General features: G+C 68.7%; 16 protein-coding genes. 14 read left to right on the top strand and 2 right to left on the bottom strand.

Translation table 11 applies throughout. The features are described 5' to 3' along the window. Positions 1 to 168 precede the first annotated feature (168 nt). Complete coding sequence (locus ACH4TV_RS05065; RefSeq protein ID WP_398394299.1) at positions 169 to 402, bottom strand: hypothetical protein; 234 nt, start codon at positions 400 to 402, stop codon at positions 169 to 171. Between the two features lie 63 nt (positions 403 to 465). Here ACH4TV_RS05065 and ACH4TV_RS05060 point away from each other — a divergent pair, with 63 nt between their 5' ends. From ACH4TV_RS05060 to ACH4TV_RS05020, 9 genes are all read left to right on the top strand, one after another. After that, on the top strand, positions 466 to 834 hold the full coding sequence (locus tag ACH4TV_RS05060; RefSeq protein ID WP_398394297.1) for a hypothetical protein: 369 nt from the start codon (positions 466 to 468) through the stop codon (positions 832 to 834). A gap of 102 nt (positions 835 to 936) precedes the next feature. Beyond that, positions 937 to 1,695, top strand: a complete 759-nt coding sequence (locus ACH4TV_RS05055; protein WP_398394295.1) for a GntR family transcriptional regulator — start codon at positions 937 to 939, stop codon at positions 1,693 to 1,695. Between the two features lie 72 nt (positions 1,696 to 1,767). Beyond that, positions 1,768 to 2,298: a hypothetical protein gene (locus ACH4TV_RS05050; RefSeq protein ID WP_398394293.1), complete on the top strand. Its 531-nt coding sequence runs from the start codon at positions 1,768 to 1,770 to the stop codon at positions 2,296 to 2,298. 223 nt (positions 2,299 to 2,521) lie between these two features. Next, positions 2,522 to 2,842 carry a 50S ribosomal protein L21 gene (gene rplU / locus ACH4TV_RS05045; RefSeq protein ID WP_329223829.1) on the top strand — a complete coding sequence of 107 codons (321 nt, stop codon included), beginning with the start codon at positions 2,522 to 2,524 and terminating at the stop codon, positions 2,840 to 2,842. A gap of 14 nt (positions 2,843 to 2,856) precedes the next feature. Then, the gene (gene rpmA / locus ACH4TV_RS05040; RefSeq protein ID WP_006374707.1) at positions 2,857 to 3,111 is read left to right on the top strand and encodes a 50S ribosomal protein L27; all 255 of its coding nucleotides are present in this window, start codon (positions 2,857 to 2,859) and stop codon (positions 3,109 to 3,111) included. Between the two features lie 129 nt (positions 3,112 to 3,240). After that, positions 3,241 to 4,677, top strand: coding sequence for a GTPase ObgE (gene obgE / locus ACH4TV_RS05035; protein ID WP_398394291.1), 1,437 nt, complete (start codon positions 3,241 to 3,243; stop codon positions 4,675 to 4,677). A gap of 295 nt (positions 4,678 to 4,972) precedes the next feature. Continuing rightward, positions 4,973 to 6,523 carry an alkaline phosphatase D family protein gene (locus ACH4TV_RS05030; RefSeq protein ID WP_398394289.1) on the top strand — a complete coding sequence of 517 codons (1,551 nt, stop codon included), beginning with the start codon at positions 4,973 to 4,975 and terminating at the stop codon, positions 6,521 to 6,523. Between the two features lie 306 nt (positions 6,524 to 6,829). Then, entirely contained in the window at positions 6,830 to 8,332 is a 1,503-nt protein-coding gene (locus tag ACH4TV_RS05025) for a D-ribitol-5-phosphate cytidylyltransferase (RefSeq protein WP_398394287.1), read from the top strand. 185 nt (positions 8,333 to 8,517) lie between these two features. Then, on the top strand, positions 8,518 to 10,554 hold the full coding sequence (locus ACH4TV_RS05020) for a hypothetical protein (protein ID WP_398394285.1): 2,037 nt from the start codon (positions 8,518 to 8,520) through the stop codon (positions 10,552 to 10,554). A 64-nt stretch (positions 10,555 to 10,618) separates the two neighbouring features. On the opposite strand, the gene ACH4TV_RS05015 is transcribed toward ACH4TV_RS05020, so the two are convergent. Continuing rightward, positions 10,619 to 11,893, bottom strand: coding sequence for a phospholipase D-like domain-containing protein (locus tag ACH4TV_RS05015; RefSeq protein WP_398394283.1), 1,275 nt, complete (start codon positions 11,891 to 11,893; stop codon positions 10,619 to 10,621). A gap of 269 nt (positions 11,894 to 12,162) precedes the next feature. Here ACH4TV_RS05015 and proB point away from each other — a divergent pair, with 269 nt between their 5' ends. The 5 genes from proB (at position 12,163) to ACH4TV_RS04990 (ending at position 17,230) form a co-directional block, all read left to right on the top strand. Further along, positions 12,163 to 13,290 carry a glutamate 5-kinase gene (gene proB / locus ACH4TV_RS05010; RefSeq protein ID WP_398394281.1) on the top strand — a complete coding sequence of 376 codons (1,128 nt, stop codon included), beginning with the start codon at positions 12,163 to 12,165 and terminating at the stop codon, positions 13,288 to 13,290. A 183-nt stretch (positions 13,291 to 13,473) separates the two neighbouring features. Beyond that, positions 13,474 to 13,938 carry a hypothetical protein gene (locus ACH4TV_RS05005; RefSeq protein WP_398395363.1) on the top strand — a complete coding sequence of 155 codons (465 nt, stop codon included), beginning with the start codon at positions 13,474 to 13,476 and terminating at the stop codon, positions 13,936 to 13,938. A gap of 73 nt (positions 13,939 to 14,011) precedes the next feature. Next, positions 14,012 to 15,298: a glutamate-5-semialdehyde dehydrogenase gene (locus tag ACH4TV_RS05000; protein ID WP_398394279.1), complete on the top strand. Its 1,287-nt coding sequence runs from the start codon at positions 14,012 to 14,014 to the stop codon at positions 15,296 to 15,298. A gap of 154 nt (positions 15,299 to 15,452) precedes the next feature. Then, positions 15,453 to 16,058 (top strand): hypothetical protein, encoded by a 606-nt coding sequence (locus ACH4TV_RS04995; RefSeq protein WP_398394277.1) that lies wholly within the window; start codon positions 15,453 to 15,455, stop codon positions 16,056 to 16,058. Positions 16,059 to 16,159: 101 nt separating this feature from the next. Next, complete coding sequence (locus ACH4TV_RS04990) at positions 16,160 to 17,230, top strand: hypothetical protein (RefSeq protein ID WP_398394275.1); 1,071 nt, start codon at positions 16,160 to 16,162, stop codon at positions 17,228 to 17,230. Positions 17,231 to 17,240 lie beyond the last annotated feature (10 nt).

The raw sequence follows: 17,240 nt of genomic DNA, 5'->3' as shown, positions 1-17,240 counted from the left end.
CCCTGCCCGGCAGCCGACCCGCGAGGCCGAGTTGTACGGCCTCGATCTGGTCCGCGTGCCGTGACAACACTCCGGTGGCGGTGCCAGTGTCGTCGGCGAGGAGGTAGCACTGCTTGTCATCAGTGCCGATCCAGGGCAGGAGTCGTGGATGGGGAAGATGGTCGTACGTCACGCCACCTCCAACCGCGCGTGGACGTCACGGGTGTCGAGGTCGATCCCGTACGTGGCCCACCACAGCGTGTCGCGTCGCAACCGCTGGAGCCGGGCCTGCTCCTCGCGCTCGTAGACCGCGAGGTAGGGACGGACGAGGGGGGTGACGGCGCCGTCGAGAGGCTCATACCAGAGGCGGACCGTAGGGGCGATGGTGGGGTATGACGCCCCGGGCTGGGGTGCAGTCGGCACGGCGGAGGGGACGGACCATCCCAGTGCTACAGCACCCGCAGCGGCCCCGGGACGGTGTCTCCCGTGTGGAACGAAGAAAGCTCGGATGCGGCCGAGTACTTGAGCGATCGCATGGACCATCTGTTCTGTTCAACTCCTCTTCTAAAGGCTGGTGTTGGAGCATCCGGCTGGGCCACTGCCGTCGATTTCAACCCAAACTGTCGCTCCGTGCTCACTCGCGTCGTGGCCATACCGGTCGGCGTCGGCGAGGACCGCGAGCAGCGAGCGACGCCGAAGATCGCTGAGCCGCACGGGAAGCGGGACCCTGACGTGGATTCGGTCGGCGAGTTCTTCGATGACCGCCTCATGTCCGGTCAGGACCGCCAGCCTGGCGGCCAGGGCGGCAGCTCGCGATGTCGCAGAGCGCACGAAGAAGCCCCCGTAATGAAGTGAGTGCACAAAGCAATGCTTCTTAAGTAGCTTCTACCTTATGCAGTAGCTTGTCAATGTCGTTGGAACCAGCCGCCCCACGGCAGAGGAACCGGAGAGCTGCCCATGCCTCGCGAGGCGCCGTATCTGCAAGTAGCCGATTCCCTGCGCGTCCGGATCCTTGCGGGAGAGTGGGAAGTTGGTGCGCGGCTGCCTTCTGGGGCTCGGCTCGCCGAGGAGTACGGCGTCGGGCGCAATGTCACGCAGCGTGCCATGGACCGGCTGATCGTCGAAGGGGTCCTGGAGGGACGCGCGGGATCGGGCACGTACGTTCGCAAGCCGCGCGAGCGAATGCGGATGGTCCGCTCCCGGCACCGCGAACATCGGGGCGGTTCCCCCTTCCGCGCGGACATGAACGACCGTGGCATGACCGGCACTTGGGAGTCCCACAGTCAGGCCCGCGTCCCTGCCCCCGACTTCATCGCCGACCGGCTCGCCATCAACCCCGGCGATCCGTGTGTGACCACGCGATACGAATTCCTGGCAGACGGTCAGCCGGTCCAACTCGCCACTTCCTGGGAGCCCATGGCCATCACGGACCGGACGCCGATCGTGCTGCCCGAAATGGGCCCGCTCGCGGGAATGGGAGTGGTTGAGCGCATGCGATCCATCGGAGTGGAGATCGAAACCGCTGTTGAAGTGCCACGTCCTGCCCGGGCCACGCAGGCTCAGGCGAACCTCCTCGGAATCAGCCTGGGCGACCTGCTGCTTGAGATCGAGCGGACCTACTACGACGCGGACGGGCGTCCCGTGGAGACAGCGGACATCATCGTTCCGGATGTCCGCTGGGAAGTGGCCTACGAATTCGGGCTCGACCGGCCGTAGCCGCAGACGCGAGAGCTGGCAGTGGCTCGCTTGACCTTGTCATGGTCAAGTAGATGGCGGCGAGGAGGGGCCATGGACAAGACGTTTGACGCGGCCGGGGAGGCCTTGTGCTGCGCCGCGGCCGTCCGGCTGGACGGGGCCCTGCGGGTGCTCGCCGCCCGGGCGGGGTTGTCCGACCGCTACGACAGGGTCATGGCGGGGGTGGGCCACCTTGCGGCATCCCTTGACGGGGGCGAACTCGACGACGGCATCCTGGGGTCGGCCTTCGCGGCGAACTGGAACCTGGGCATGGAGTACCCGGACGACCTGTCGGGGATGGGCTTCTTCCGGAAGGGGCTGAAGATCGTGTTCGTTGCGCTCGTCCTCACCCGGCCGGATCAGCAGGTGGTGCCTTCCCAAGGGCTGGAATTCGCCCTGGAGGCGGCGGCCACCTGGCCGTCGGACGTCCACGTCGACTCCTTCACCCGGCTCGCCGACTTCGAGCTGTCCTGCCAGCAGGAGGCGGAGGAGCGGCTCCGGATGGACGGTCTGTCCGCCCTGTGGGAGCTGGCCGAGGCACAGTCCGAGCAGTATCGCCGGGCGGCGGAGCTACTCGTCGGGTAGGAGCTGTGTCAGGAGCGCGGGGCCCGGTTTGACCCCTCAAGCCAGGCCCCGTAATCTTGACCGTCGGCGTGTCCATAGCTTTATCCAGCGACGCGTCACATCCCCGTAAACCTTCATCCTCCTGAGCACCGGGCATCCGGTGCGGTGGGAGAGGCCGCTCGCTCGCTTTGTCGGGCGGCTGGACTGCGGGGGTGCCGTCCCAGAGCGAGAGAGTGAGATCCGCGTGTACGCCATCGTGCGCAGCGGTGGTCGCCAGCACAAGGTTGCTGTCGGCGACACCGTTGAGGTTGACAAGATTCCCACTGCCAAGGTTGGCGACACCGTAGAGCTCTCTACGCTGCTCGTTGTCGACGGCGACGCTGTGACCAGTGACCCGTGGGTGCTGGCCGGCATCAAGGTCCAGGCCGAGATCGTGGACCACCACAAGGGCGTCAAGATCGACATCCTTCGCTACAAGAACAAGACCGGCTACCGCCGTCGTCAGGGCCACCGCCAGCAGTACACGGCGATCAAGGTCACTGAGATCCCCGCGGCTGCGAAGTAAGGGACTGAGAAGAGATGGCACACAAGAAGGGCGCATCGTCCACCCGGAACGGTCGCGACTCAAATGCTCAGCGGCTCGGCGTGAAGCGCTTCGGCGGTCAGGTCGTCAACGCCGGTGAGATCCTGGTCCGCCAGCGTGGCACCCACTTCCACCCCGGCGCGAGCGTCGGCCGTGGCAAGGACGACACGCTGTTCGCGCTGGCCGCCGGTGCGGTGGAGTTCGGTACCCACCGTGGCCGCAAGGTCGTGAACATCGTTCCGGTCGCCTGATCGGTTCTTTCGCGAGGCGGACCTCACTTCCCGTACGGGAAGCGGGTCCGCCTTTCGCGTGTTGTGTTCATAAGACACGTGGACACACACGTAGACATAGTTTTTCGTACGTAACTGGAGGCACATCCCATGACCACCTTCGTGGACCGCGTCGAGCTGCATGTCGCCGCGGGTAGCGGAGGTCACGGCTGTGCCTCCGTCCACCGTGAGAAATTCAAGCCGCTGGGCGGGCCCGACGGCGGCAACGGAGGGCACGGCGGTGACGTGATCCTCACCGTCGACCAGTCCGTGACCACGCTGCTCGACTACCACCACTCCCCGCACCGCAAAGCGACCAGCGGCAAGCCCGGCGAGGGCGGCAACCGGTCCGGCAAGGACGGGCAGGACCTGGTTCTGCCCGTACCCGACGGGACGGTTGTCTTCGACAAGGACGGCAACGTGCTGGCCGACATGGTCGGGCACGGGACCTCGTACGTCGCCGCGGAGGGCGGTCGGGGTGGGCTCGGCAACGCCGCGCTGTCCTCGGCCCGGCGCAAGGCGCCCGGGTTCGCGCTGCTCGGCGTGCCCGGGGGGCTGCGGGACATCGTCCTGGAGCTGAAGACGGTCGCCGACGTGGCGCTGGTCGGGTACCCGAGTGCCGGTAAGTCTTCTCTCATCTCGGTGCTGAGTGCGGCCAAGCCGAAGATCGCTGATTATCCGTTCACGACGCTGGTGCCCAACCTCGGTGTCGTGACCGCCGGCGCCACTGTTTACACCATCGCCGACGTGCCCGGGCTCATTCCGGGTGCCAGCCAGGGCAAGGGGCTCGGGCTGGAGTTCCTGCGGCACGTGGAGCGGTGCAGTGTGCTCGTGCATGTGCTGGACACGGCGACGCTGGAGTCCGAGCGTGACCCCGTCTCCGACCTCGACATGATCGAGGAGGAGCTGAAGCAGTACGGAGGGCTGGGGAACCGGCCGCGGATCGTCGTCCTCAACAAGGTCGACATTCCGGACGGTCTGGATCTCGCCGAGATGGTGCGGCCCGAGCTCGAGGCTCGTGGATACCGGGTGTACGAGGTGTCCGCCGTCGCTCATATCGGGCTGAAGGAGCTGTCGTTCGCGCTCGCCGAGGTGGTCGGGCAGGCGCGGGCCGCCAAGCCCACGGAGGAGGCGACTCGCATCGTCATCCGGCCGAAGGCCGTCGACGACGCGGGCTTCACCGTCGTACAGGAAGAGGACGGTCTCTTCCGGGTGCGGGGCGAGAAGCCCGAGCGCTGGGTGCGTCAGACCGACTTCAGCAACGACGAGGCGGTCGGTTATCTCGCCGACCGGCTCAACAGGCTTGGTGTCGAGGACAAGTTGATGAAGGCGGGGGCCCGGGCGGGCGACGGCGTGGCCATCGGTCCCGAGGAGAACGCCGTGGTGTTCGACTGGGAGCCCACGGTCATGGCGGGGGCGGAGATGCTGGGGCGGCGTGGTGAGGACCACCGTCTTGACATGCCGCGGCCTGCTGCGCAGCGGCGGCGTGACCGGGACGCGGAGCGGGACGATGTGCAGAAGGAGTTTGACGACTTCGAGCCGTTCTAGGTTCTAGAGGGTGCGGGTGGGGCGGTGGGGTGTTTGTCGCCCCCGCCGCCCTTACCCGTTCCCATCCCTGGGGGTTGCCGCCCCCAGACCCCCGCTACGGCCCTGAACGGGCCTTGTCCTCAAACGCCGGACGGGCTGGGGGTGCGGGCCGTGCTGAAGTTCGGCCCCCACCTGCTGCACCGCAAACTCCGTTTCCTATGATCTTCCCCTGATTCATTTCTCAGGGGTCTCCTGTTCGTCGTGCCATGGGAGCTTCCGTAGGTCCAAGAGGCCTCCCAGGCAACGGAGTTCGACGATGAGTGGAGTTGTTCTGCCCGGCAGACGCCGGTTTCTGACCGCCGGTGCCGCTGCCGTCGGTGCTGCCGCGTCCGGGCAGGTTCTGTTGGCGGGGACCGCCCGGGCCGCACAAACCCCGTTGCCCGCCGGGGTGTTCAGCCTCGGGGTCGCCTCCGGGGATCCGTTGCCCGACGGTGTCGTGCTGTGGACCCGGCTCGCTCCCGATCCGCTGCACGGCGGCGGCATGCCTGACCGGGCCGTCGTCGTCGAGTGGCAGATCGCCGAGGACTCCCGCTTCCGGCGGAAGCTGCGGCGCGGATACGCCTGGGCCCGGCCCGAGTACGGGCACAGCGTTCACGTCGACGTACGGGGGCTGCGGTCCGACCGGCACTACTGGTACCGGTTCCGGACCAGCGGGCAGCTCTCGCCGGTGGGGCGTACGCGTACCGCTCCCCGGCAGTTCGTCTCCGGCAACCATCTGCGGCTCGCGCTCGCCTCCTGCCAGAACTGGCAGCACGGCTACTTCACGCCGTACGCCGACATGCTGGCCCAGGACCCGGACGTCGTCGTCTTCGTCGGCGACTACATATACGAGTCCACGCCCGCGGCCACCGGCGTGCGCAGGCACGAGGGGACCGGCGAGCCGTACAGCCTCGTGCAGTACCGCAACCGGTACGCCCAGTACCGCACCGATCCGCACCTCAAGGCGATGCACGCCGCCGCGCCCTTCGTGGTCACCTTCGACGACCACGAGATCGACAACGACTTCGCCGGGGACATTCCGCAGGATCCCGCCAAGCAGACGCCCGACGCGTTCGCCGCCCGGCTCACCGCCGGCTACCAGGCCTATTACGAGCACATGCCCGTACGCGCCACGGCCGTGCCCAACGGGCCCCACATACGGATGCACCGGCGGCTCGACTTCGGGCAGCTGGTGCGGCTCAACGTCCTCGACACCCGGCAGTACCGCAGCGACCAGGCCACCAGCCAGGCCGGTGCGCAGGACCCGGCGACGACCATGCTCGGCGCGGCGCAGAAGCAGTGGCTGCTGAACGGGCTGCACGGATCGCAGGCCCGCTGGAACCTCATCGCCTCGCAGATCATGATGGCCGAGACCGACCTCCAGATCGGCCCCGGCAAGCTCTGGTACTACGACGCCTGGGACGGCTACCAGGCCGAACGCAACGCCCTGCTCGGCGAGTTCGCGAACGTCAGCAACCCCGTCGTCCTCAGCGGCGACCGTCACCTCACCATGATCAGCGACCTCAAGCGGGACTTCGCCGACCCCGGTTCGGCGGTGGTCGGTGCCGAGTTCGTCGGTACGTCCATATCCAGCGGAGGGGATCAGGACGCCGTCGCTTTCCATAAGGAGTGGGACGCGCGCAAGGGCGACAACCCGCACTGGAAGGTCATCGACAACCATCGCGGCTACCACCTCTTCGACATCCGGCGCGCCGGTATCGACGCCCAGGTCCGGATCGCGGACACCGTGACCAAGGCCACCTCCGCCTCCCGCACCCTCGCCAAGCTCCACGTCGAGGCCGGGAAGCCGGGCGTGCGGAAGGTCTGACGGCGGGCCGGAATTCCGGCGCCGAACCGAATTCCATGCCGTATGGAGAATGCGTGCGGTCGGGGTCCGGGCGATGTGAAGATCGTTCCGGTGTCCGAAGCGGCCGGGGCGGCGCCGAACTCGTGTCCTGCGACTTCTGTCTGCGATTTCTGTGCTGTTACTCACAGAAAATGAGGTGGATGGCTTCGGACACAAGATGAATGACAGGTTGCGCACATATTTGCGGTGAGGGGCGCTCGCCTTGCACTGCGGTTACCGCAGGTGGGACGATTTCAGGGTTCTCCGTTGCCCCGAGGTAGGTCGCCCGTGTCTCAGTACATAGCCAAACCCCGCACCACCGCCGTCGTCCTCGCTGGTGGCACCGGTCAGCGGGTGGGCCTGTCGATTCCGAAGCAGTTGCTGAAGATCGCGGGCAAGGCGGTCATCGAGCACACCCTGAGCACCTTCGAGCAGGCGGATTCGATCGACGACGTCATCGTGCTGATGGCGCCCGGCTATGTGGCGGACATCGAGAAGATCGTCGCCAAGGCCGGCTTCAAGAAGGTCACCCGGATCATCGAGGGCGGCGCCACGCGCAACGACACCACCGAGCGGGCCATCAGCGCGCTGGGGGAGGGCCTGGCCGAGGGCGAGGACCGCAACGTCCTGTTCCACGACGCCGTACGGCCGTTGCTGTCGCAGCGGGTCATCGACGACTGTGTGATCGCCCTTGAGCGGTACCAGGCCGTCGACGTCGCCATTCCCTCCGCCGACACCATCATCGTCACGCGCACGCACGGGGAGGACGGCGAGTTCATCACCGAGATCCCCGACCGTTCGCGGCTGCGGCGCGGTCAGACGCCCCAGGCGTTCAAGCTGTCGACCATCCGGCGGGCCTACGAGGTCGCGGCCGGGGACCCCAACTTCCAGGCCACGGACGACTGTTCGGTCGTACTCAAGTACCTGCCGGACGTGCCGATCCACGTCGTCGCGGGCGACGAGTACAACATGAAGGTCACCCAGCCCGTCGATGTCTTCATCGCCGACAAGCTCTTCCAGCTCGCCTCCACCGCCACACCCGAACCGATGGGCGAGGCGGCCTACCGTGAGCTGCTCCGCGGCAGGACGCTCGTCGTCTTCGGCGGGTCCTACGGCATCGGCAAGGACATCGCCGAGCTGGCCGAGGGGTACGGCGCCAAGGTGTACGCCCTCGGGCGGTCGACCACCGGGACACACGTCGAGAACCCCGAGGAGGTCGACGACGCGCTGTCCAGGGCGTACTCCGAGACCGGGCGCATCGACTACGTCGTCAACACGGCAGGCGTCCTGCGCATCGGCAAGCTCGCCGAGACCGACAACGCGACCATCGAGGAAGCGCTGAAGGTCAACTACCTGGCCCCGGTGCAGATCGCACGTTCGGCCTACAAGTACCTCGCCGAGACCAAGGGCCAGCTGCTGCTCTACACCTCCAGCAGCTACACGCGCGGCCGTGCCGAGTACAGCCTCTACTCCTCCACCAAGGCCGCGATGGTGAACCTCACCCAGGCCCTGTCGGACGAGTGGGCCGGTGACGGGGTCCGCGTCAACTGCATCAACCCGGAACGCACGGCCACGCCGATGCGGACGAAGGCCTTCGGCCAGGAGCCCGCCGGTTCGCTGCTCTCCTCCGAGGCGGTGGCCCGGACATCGCTGGACGTGCTGCTGTCCGAGCTGACCGGGCATGTCATCGACGTCCGCCAGCAGGACCCGATGGCCGCGGCCGGCCGGGCCTCCGGCTTCGAACAGGCGCTCGCCAGCGTCCTCGACCGTCAGGACGACGGCATAGCATGAGGGCCGAGGGTCAACCTCGACGGTGAGTTTCCCGGCACGGCTCCGAGGAATTCCCGGAACCGGAACAGGTTCCGGCGGATTTCTCGGAAGAGTTTCCAGAAGAGTCCCCAGACGGAGTCCTAGGCGAATTTTCAGATAATTTTCCCCAGATTGTTCCCCGGTACTTTCCCAGATACAGGTTCTCCTTGATTTCCACTGCTATTCGCGTCGCCCGGGTGGGCAGCCCGGCCGAGCTGGCCGCGGCGGTCCTCATGATGCTGGGCTTCCCCTGTCTCATGCTGGCCGCGCTCGTACCGAGCGTGCCGGCCTTCGCCGCCGCTGCCGCAGTGACGTACCTGGCGGACCACTATCTGCACCGCCGGGGCAGCTATCTGATCAACCGTCTCGGCAAGGTGCGGGCGGGCGTCTCCATCCGCTTCCTGGTGCGAGAGCTGCTCGTGCTCCTGCTGCTGGCCCGCGCGGACCTCTCCAGGAGCACGGTCTTCTACGCGGCGATCGCCTGCTTCATCGCCTTCTACGGCTTCCAGGCCCCGCACGGCGCTCTGATCACGCTGATCCGCAACCGCCGCCGGATGCCGGTCGCCACCCGTAACGTCGACCTGGCCTCGCGCATCCCCATTCCGGACGCCCCGCCGCGCTTCCTGCTGGAACGCTCCACCGAGAAGATGCTCCACCTCGACCTGGCCGCGGTGACCGGCGTCCTGATCACTGCCCAGTTCGGCGCGGCGGAGTACGGCGTGGTCGGCGTCGCCGTCACCCTCGGCCTGGCGTTCCTGTACGTGGTCGCCCTCGCGCCCTACATCCGGGGGCGCCGCATCCCGCCGGACGCGGAGACGGTACTGGCGGCGACGGACGCCTGGCTGCGCGAGTACCGGCCGCAGACGGTGCTGTACTTCTCCGGCTCCAAGGAGTCGGCGTACCAGGTCAACATGTGGCTGGAGACGATGGAGCAGCTGGACACCCGGCCGCTGATCGTCCTGCGCGAACGCGTCATCCTGCAGAACCTCGCGCCCACCACCGTCCCCGTGGTCTGCGTGCCCGGCGGGATCCATCTGATGAACCTGGACCTGCGCACGGTCCGGGTCGCGCTGTACGCGGCGAACGTCGGCAAGAACATCCACCTGTTGCGCGTACCGACCATGAAGCACGTCTTCATCGGGCACGGCGACAGCGACAAGATCGCGAGCGTCAATCCGTTCAGCAAGGCCTACGACGAGGTGTGGGTGGCCGGGCGGGCCGGGCGCGACCGGTACGCCATCGCCGATGTGGGTGTGCGGGACGAGGACATCGTCGAGGTCGGGCGGCCCCAGCTGGCGCCGATCGCGAGCGGTGCGCGGGGAGCGGCCAGGGGCGGTGTCCCCACGGTCCTCTACGCCCCCACCTGGGAGGGCTGGGACGACAACCCCGGCAACACCTCCCTCCTGCTCGCCGGCGAGAACATCGTGCGCGAGCTCGTGCGGGCCGACCCGCCCGTCCGTGTGCTGTACAAGCCGCACCCCTTCACCGGCACCCGCAGCGACGAGGCGAAGGCCGCCCACGAGCGGATCACCGCGCTGGTCGAGAAGGCCGCGGTGGAGCGGGCCGCCGACCCGCGCTTCCTGGGCGACGGCGACGAGCAGACGCGGGCCAGGACCGACCTCGCACGGATCGAGGCACGGCTCGCCGAACTGGCCGGGCCCGGTGGTGAGAAGGGCGACGAGGCGGAGGCGACCCGGGACGGGGTGGTCGACATCGAGCGGCACGAGGAGACCGCGAAGCTGCGCACCGAGTGGAACGACGCGTACTGGCGTTCCTTCGGCGCCGCCGAGCACCGGGTCATCACGGGCGCCGAGCCAGCTCTGTACGACTGCTTCAACGTGTCCGACGCGATGGTCTCCGACATCTCCAGCGTGGTCTCCGACTTCATCGCGAGCGGCAAGCCGTACGCCGTGACGGACTCGGCGGAGCTGGGCGCGGAGGAGTTCAAGCGGCAGAACACCGCCGTACGCGCCGCCGTGATCCTCACCAACAGTGCCGAAGAACTAGGGCAGTTGCTGGACGCGGTGCGCGACCCGGCGGCCGATCCGCTGGCCGACGAGCGCGCCGAGCTGAAGCGGTATCTGCTCGGGCCCGACGAGCCGCCGTCCATCGAGCAGTTCAACACGGCCACCGCCGACCTCGCGGTGAAGTCCGAGACGCGCAACGCCGGGCAGAAGCGGCAGGCGGCAGCCGCGCGGACCTGACGGATACGTGACAGAGGCCCGTCCCGAGAAGTGATCCTCGGGACGGGCCTCTGTCACGTATCCGTCAGGCCTCGGGCGTGGTGGTCACGCCCTTGCAGGCGTTCGTGTTGTCGGCCGTGCCCGGGACCGCCGCTGCCCTGGCCGCGTTGAAGGCGGTGACGTAGGCGTCGTGGTCGGCGTTGCTGTCGACCTTCAGAAGCGCCTCGTCGTTCTTCGTGAGGGCCGGGCCGGAGTAGTTGTGGCTGCCGGTCCACAGGACCTTCTGGCTCGCCGTGCCGTCGTACTTGCCCTCGATCAGCAGGTACTTGGAGTGGATGATGCGCGAGGCGGTGTTCGTGTTGCCGTCGTCGTCCCAGTTGTAGCAGCGCAGGGCGGGGCCGCCGGAGACGTGCAGGGTCTCCCAGGTGCCGCTCGAACTGCCGCTGTCCGTCTCCGAGTAGACGATGTCGACCGCGCAGCCGGCCTTCTGGAGCGCGACCAGTTTCTGCGCCACGGCCAGCCGGGTGAGCTTGAACATCCCGACCCGGACCTTGGTGTGCTTCGTCGTGCCGCTCTCCGTGTACGTGCAGGCGACGTTGTCGAGGACGGCGGTGATGGTGTCACCGGGTGACGGGTCGTTGGCGGGGCGCGGGAAGAAGTACGCCTTGTAGGGGCTGCTGGTGGTGGAGGTGTACTGCCAGTTCGCCCAGTCCTTGCCGGTCAGCTCGGCGAAGTAGTCGCTGTACGCGGTGTAGATCGCCGTGTTGTTCGGCAGGACGTACGCGTCGTTCCAGAAGCGGCTGTAGCTGGACGGCGACATGTTCGCCGAGGTCTGCACGACGACGTTGGACGCCCCGTCGAGCTGCGAGAACAGCCAGAACTTGTTGTGGTTGATGGAGACGCCCTGGGCCGGCTGGCCCAGGCAGGACTTGTTGACCGGGCACAGTCCGACGAACGAGTCCTGGGCGGTATCGGTGCCGAGAGCCGAGGCCAGGACGGGGTACGAGGGGTCGTCGGAGTTGTCGCTGACGGAGCTCTCGTCCAGCATCACCTGCACGTCGACGCCCCGGCCGCGGGCGTCGGCGAGAGCCTGCGCGAGGCCCTCGTCCCAGAGGTGGTAGACCGAGGCCTTGATGGAAGAACCCGACGCCGACTGGCCGATGTAGTCGAGGAGTTGGGTACGGATGGCCCGCTGTTCGGCGACGGTTCCGGTCGGGTTGTTGAAGACCGGGCCTGCGGTGACGGCGGCGGACGCGTCGTCGGCCAGACCGAGCTGGAGGCCGGCGGCGAGCGAGAGCGCGGCCAGGATCGTGGCGAGGCGGCTGGATCTGTGGGTTGACGCGCGAGGCGTGAAGTTCATAAGTCCCCCTGACAAGAGTGCTGGGCAGAGCTGAGCAGTTCGGTGCGGGACCGAACTGACGTATGCCGAGGGGATGTTGCCAGAGGGACCAGTGGGGTTGGTAGTGGGTGGTTGTTCGTCGGGGCGCTGCGGGCGAGTCCGAGACCGGTACGCGGTGACGGTGAGATCCACCGTCCGCCCACTGGACAAATGCGCACCTCCCACCCCTGTTCGCGTAAATGTAGATTGCGGATCAGCGCAGCCGGACGACCCGAGGGGACAGAACGCAGGTGGCAGGGGCAAGGCAGGCCGTCGCAGAGGCCCACAGGATTGTCGTCAAAGTGGGTTCCTCGTCGCTGACCACCGCGGCCGGCGGACTCGACGCCGACCGGGTCGACGCGCTCGTCGACGTCCTCGCCAAGAGCCGCAGCGGCGGTGAGAAGGAGATCGTTCTCGTCTCCTCCGGTGCCATCGCCGCAGGCCTCGCCCCCCTCGGCCTGCGCCGGCGCCCCAAGGACCTGGCCCGTCAGCAGGCCGCGGCCAGCGTCGGACAGGGCCTCCTCGTCGCCCGCTACACCGCCTCCTGCGCCCGCTACGGCATCCGCGTCGGCCAGGTGCTCCTCACGTCCGACGACATGAGCCGCCGCGCCCACCACCGCAACGCCTCGCGCACCCTCGACAAGCTCCTCGCGATGGGCGCCCTCCCGGTCGTCAACGAGAACGACACCGTGGCCACGGACGAGATCCGTTTCGGGGACAACGACCGCCTCGCCGCCCTCGTCGCCCACCTCGTGCGCGCCGACCTCCTCGTCCTGCTGTCCGACATCGACGGCGTGTACGACGGCGACCCCAGCCGGCCCGGTACGGCACGGATCGCCGAGGTGCGCGGCCCCGCCGACCTCGCGCAGGTCGACATCGGCAGCGTGAGCAAGGCCGGCGTCGGCACCGGCGGCATGGTGACCAAGGTCGAGGCCGCCCGGATCGCCGCCGCCGCCGGTATCCCGGTGGTGCTGACCAGTGCGGTCCACGCCGCCGACGCCCTCGCGGGCCGCGACACGGGCACCTACTTCCACCCCACCGGCAGGCGCTCCGCCGACCGCCTGCTCTGGCTCCAGCACGCGTCCACCCCGCAGGGCTCGCTCACCCTCGACGACGGCGCCGTGCGCGCGATCGTCGACCGGCGTACGTCGTTGCTGCCGGCCGGTATCGCGGCGGTCGAGGGCGAGTTCGTCGCGGGCGACCCGGTCGAGCTGCGCGACAGCACGGGCCACGCGGTGGCACGCGGGCTCGTCAACTTCGACGCCAAGGAGATTCCCCAGCTGATCGGCCGCTCGACGCGCGAACTGGCCCGCGAGCTGGGCCCGTCGTACGAGCGCGAGGTCGTGCACCGGGACGACCTCGTCGTCCTGAACCCGTAAATCCTCACCAGCCTCTTACCTCGTTCCCTGCAAACGACCGAAAACAGGGGGAACGCCCTGCAAATCCGCCCGTCGTGAGGTGGACGTTCAGCAAAAGCGCCCCATGAAGCGTGCGTACCTGCTTCTCTCTGTTTCAGGGAGATTCCGCACGACCATCGGGTAAAGGAGGCCGTCGTGAGACGAGTGCGCCCTGGAGCGGCGGCGTCCCGCGGTGGAACCGCCTCCCGCAAGGTGGGCGAGGAGCGCGCCCTGACCAGCGTGGCGGCCGGCGCCCGCTACGAGGAGGCGTACGAGGAGCCGAAGGACCTGCCCCGCCTGTGGCATGTCACGCTCAGCGTCTCGGGCGTCGAGGCCCCGCTCAAGGAGGTCCGGCGCGGCCTGGAGCAGCTCGCCCACGACCATCCCTTTCTGCTGACGAGCAGATACGCCAACGACCACGCGGAGATCCGCTACTGGGAAGAGGCCCGCGATCTGCACGACGCCGCGGCCGTCGCCCTGCGGCTGTGGGGCGAGCACCGCCAGACCGCGCAGCTGCCCCCGTGGGAGATCGTCGGCCTGGAGGTCATCGACCGCGAGACCTACCACCACCGCATCGCCGAGGGCTACGGCCCGCTGCCGGCGACACCCGTGGGCGTCCATCCTTTTTGAGCGCTCTCAGGGGCTTGTCTCGGGGTTTGGGATAGCCGGTGGACGGTTCCCTCCGGCGCACTACGCTTCCCTCATGACCTCGCTCTCGCCGTACGACTCGATGTCCCCGGTCACGCAGGCCGCCTACCGGGCCAAGGCCGCCGCCGCCGACCTCGCCCCCCTCCCGCGGGCCGAGAAGGACGACGCGCTGCTCGCCATCGCGGACGCGCTGGAAGTCCGTACGAGCGAAATCATCGAGGCCAACGCCAAGGACATCGTCCGTGCGCGCGAGGCCGGCACCAGCGAGACGGTCATCGACCGGCTGACGCTCACCCCGGAGCGGGTGCGCGCGATCGCCTCCGACGTACGGGACGTGGTGGCGCTGCCCGACCCGGTCGGCGAGGTCGTCCGCGGCTCCACCCTTCCCAACGGCATCGACCTGCGCCAGGTCCGCGTCCCGCTGGGCGTCGTCGGCATCATCTACGAGGCCCGCCCGAACGTGACGGTCGACGCCGCCGCCCTCTGCCTGAAGTCCGGCAACGCGGTCCTGCTGCGCGGCTCGTCCTCCGCGCACGAGTCGAACACCGCACTTGTACGGGTACTGCGCGACGCCGTCGGCGGGGCCGGCCTGCCCGCGGACGCCGTGCAGCTCGTGCCCGGCGAGGGCCGCGAGTCCGTACGGGAACTGATGCGCGCCCGCGGCCTGGTCGACGTACTCATCCCGCGCGGTGGTGCCTCCCTGATCCGGACCGTCGTCCAGGAGTCGACCGTCCCCGTCATCGAGACCGGCACGGGCAACTGCCATGTGTACGTGGACGCGCAGGCCGATCTCGACATGGCGATCGAGATCCTGCTCAACTCCAAGGCGCAGCGCCCGAGCGTCTGCAACTCCGCCGAGACGCTCCTCGTCCACCAGGACATCGCCCCCGATTTCCTGCCGCGCGCCCTGGACGCGCTCGCCGAGGCCGGGGTCACCGTGCACGCCGACGAGCGCGTACTGGCGTACGCGAAGGACTCGAAGGCCACGGTCGTCGAGGCGACGCCGGAGGACTGGGAGACCGAGTACCTGTCGTACGACATCGCCGCCGCCGTCGTCGACTCGCTGGACCGGGCCGTCGAGCACATCCGGCTGTGGACCTCCGGGCACACCGAGGCGATCGTCACGACCTCGCAGCAGGCCGCCCGCCGCTTCACCCAGCTGGTCGACTCGACCACGGTCGCCGTCAACGCCTCGACGCGCTTCACGGACGGCGGTCAGTTCGGATTCGGCGCGGAGATCGGCATCTCGACGCAGAAGCTGCACGCGCGCGGTCCGATGGGGCTGCCGGAGCTGACCAGCACCAAGTACATCGTCACGGGCGACGGGCATATCCGCCGCTGAGGGGCGCGATCGTGGGTCCGTGCGCCGGGCGCACGGCGCACGGCGGGTGTGCGCCCGGCGCTGAGCCCCCGGCGGATCGCCGCCCGCCACGGCGGGCGGCGGCGCATGAAACGCATCTCAGCCGGCAGATGAATTTCCCTACCGTCTGCCCAAAATGACACCCCCGGTCTACTCTGGATTCGTGCCGGAGGACGTGGGGGGCACGCCGTTCTTTCCTGACGGCTGGGAGCCCGACGACGACCACGACCGCGGGGTGTCGGACGAAGAGTTCGCCTCCGTGGTCTTCGACGAGGACTTCGTACAGGCGGCCGTGGTGCACGAGCCGACCGCCGTCGAGCGCCTCCTGGCCGCCGCCCAGGCGAGAGCGGAGGCCTCCGAGGCCGAGGCACGCCGGGCGCACACCAGAGGCCCGAGAGCGGACGACGACCGCTACGACGACCCCTCCTATTTCGGCCACGACCCGGATCGCGACGACCTGGACGACGCCGAGGTCCTGGAGGGCCGCTACGGCGCCCCGGGCACGCACGGCAAACAGGTCTCCCGCTGGCACCGGCCCGTCGCCTGGATGCTCGCCCTCGTGATGGGCGTCGGCATGGTCGCGCTGGCCTTCACGGCGGTCTACCGGGGGGCGTCCTCCAGCCGTCAGGAGCAGGTGCCGGCACCCTCCGCGACCGGTCTTGAACAGGGCAGCGCATCGACTCCCTCGGCCTCGGCCGACTACTCCCAGCCGGCCGTCACCGCGATCCCCCGCACACCCTGACCCAAACCTGACCGCACCCTGTTCCGTCCTGGTGAGAACCTGTCAGAACTTGTCGCGCAACAGCGCGTTTACCGGGGCTTCCGGCGACCTACTCTGAATGTATGGGCGGACCAGGAGACCCACCTGAGGGGACACCCGAGGCTGCTCCCGGCGGTGGCGAGGACGAGTACCGATCCGTCGTTTTCGACGAGTCGTTCGTCCGCGCTGCCCGGCTCCAGGAGTTCTCCGCCCAGGAGCGCCTGGACGACCACGCACCCGCCGTACGCCGTCGCCCGTCCCTGCACCGGGGGCTGTCCCGGCAGGCACTGATCCTCGTCCTGCTGATCGCCGTCGCCTTCGGCACCGTGATCTACATGGGCGTACGGAACCCGTACGAGAGCCCGGCCGCCGAGCTGCCCACCGAGCCGCTGCGGATGACCGTCATTCCGCTCGCGCCCCAGGGTGCCGTGCCCGGCGCGGTCGACACCGAACTGTTGTTCGCGCGCAGTCCGGCGGCCCAGTTCAGCATCGGCGCCGAAGGCATCGCGCTGCCCGCCACGCGGCGCACCGCGCACTTCTCGGACAGTCAGGTCGTCAGCGCCCTGACCGCCGCCAAGGACTACATAGTCGAGTCCTCGCTCTATCCCGAGGTGCTCGTCGGCAGCGAGGTGCGTGCCGTGCGGGTGATGCTCGACCCGGAGCAGCTCGACCAGTTCGACCGGAGCTTCGACGGCCCGGCCGCCGACGGCCGGCACGCGCCCACCGGATGGCTGGTTCGCTTCGACGCCTCCCGCGCCCAGCTCGCCGACGACAAGATCCGGGTGCGGGGCACTCTGCGGTTCGCCGAGGCGGACTCGACGACCCTGGAGGTCGTCGCCAACCACACCTTCGTGTACGCGCTGCGGCCGACCGGCGCCGACGACAGGGCGAAGGCGTCCCTGTTCACCGTCCGGCGCGAACTGCACTTCCGCTTCGACCGTGACGACCTGCGGATGCACCAGGTCCAGCTCGTCCTCTCCTACGTCCAGGCCGGACCGCTGTCCTGCGCCGAGGACTCCTCGAACCACCTCCGCCCGCTGCTGGCCGGTCAGACGGCCAAGGCGGGCGGACCCGCCGGTACGAATCCGTACGCGACGGGCGGCGCCACGGCACTGTGCGGGTCACTGGCGGCGGAGGCGCAGCCGAAGGTGTGACCCCGGTCCC

It is taken from the genome of Streptomyces sp. NPDC020898 (genome assembly GCF_044333925.1).
Taxonomy (GTDB): Bacteria; Actinomycetota; Actinomycetes; order Streptomycetales; family Streptomycetaceae; genus Streptomyces.
The sequence above is the reverse complement of the archived record's forward strand: the minus strand, read 5'-3'. Positions and strand labels throughout refer to the sequence as shown.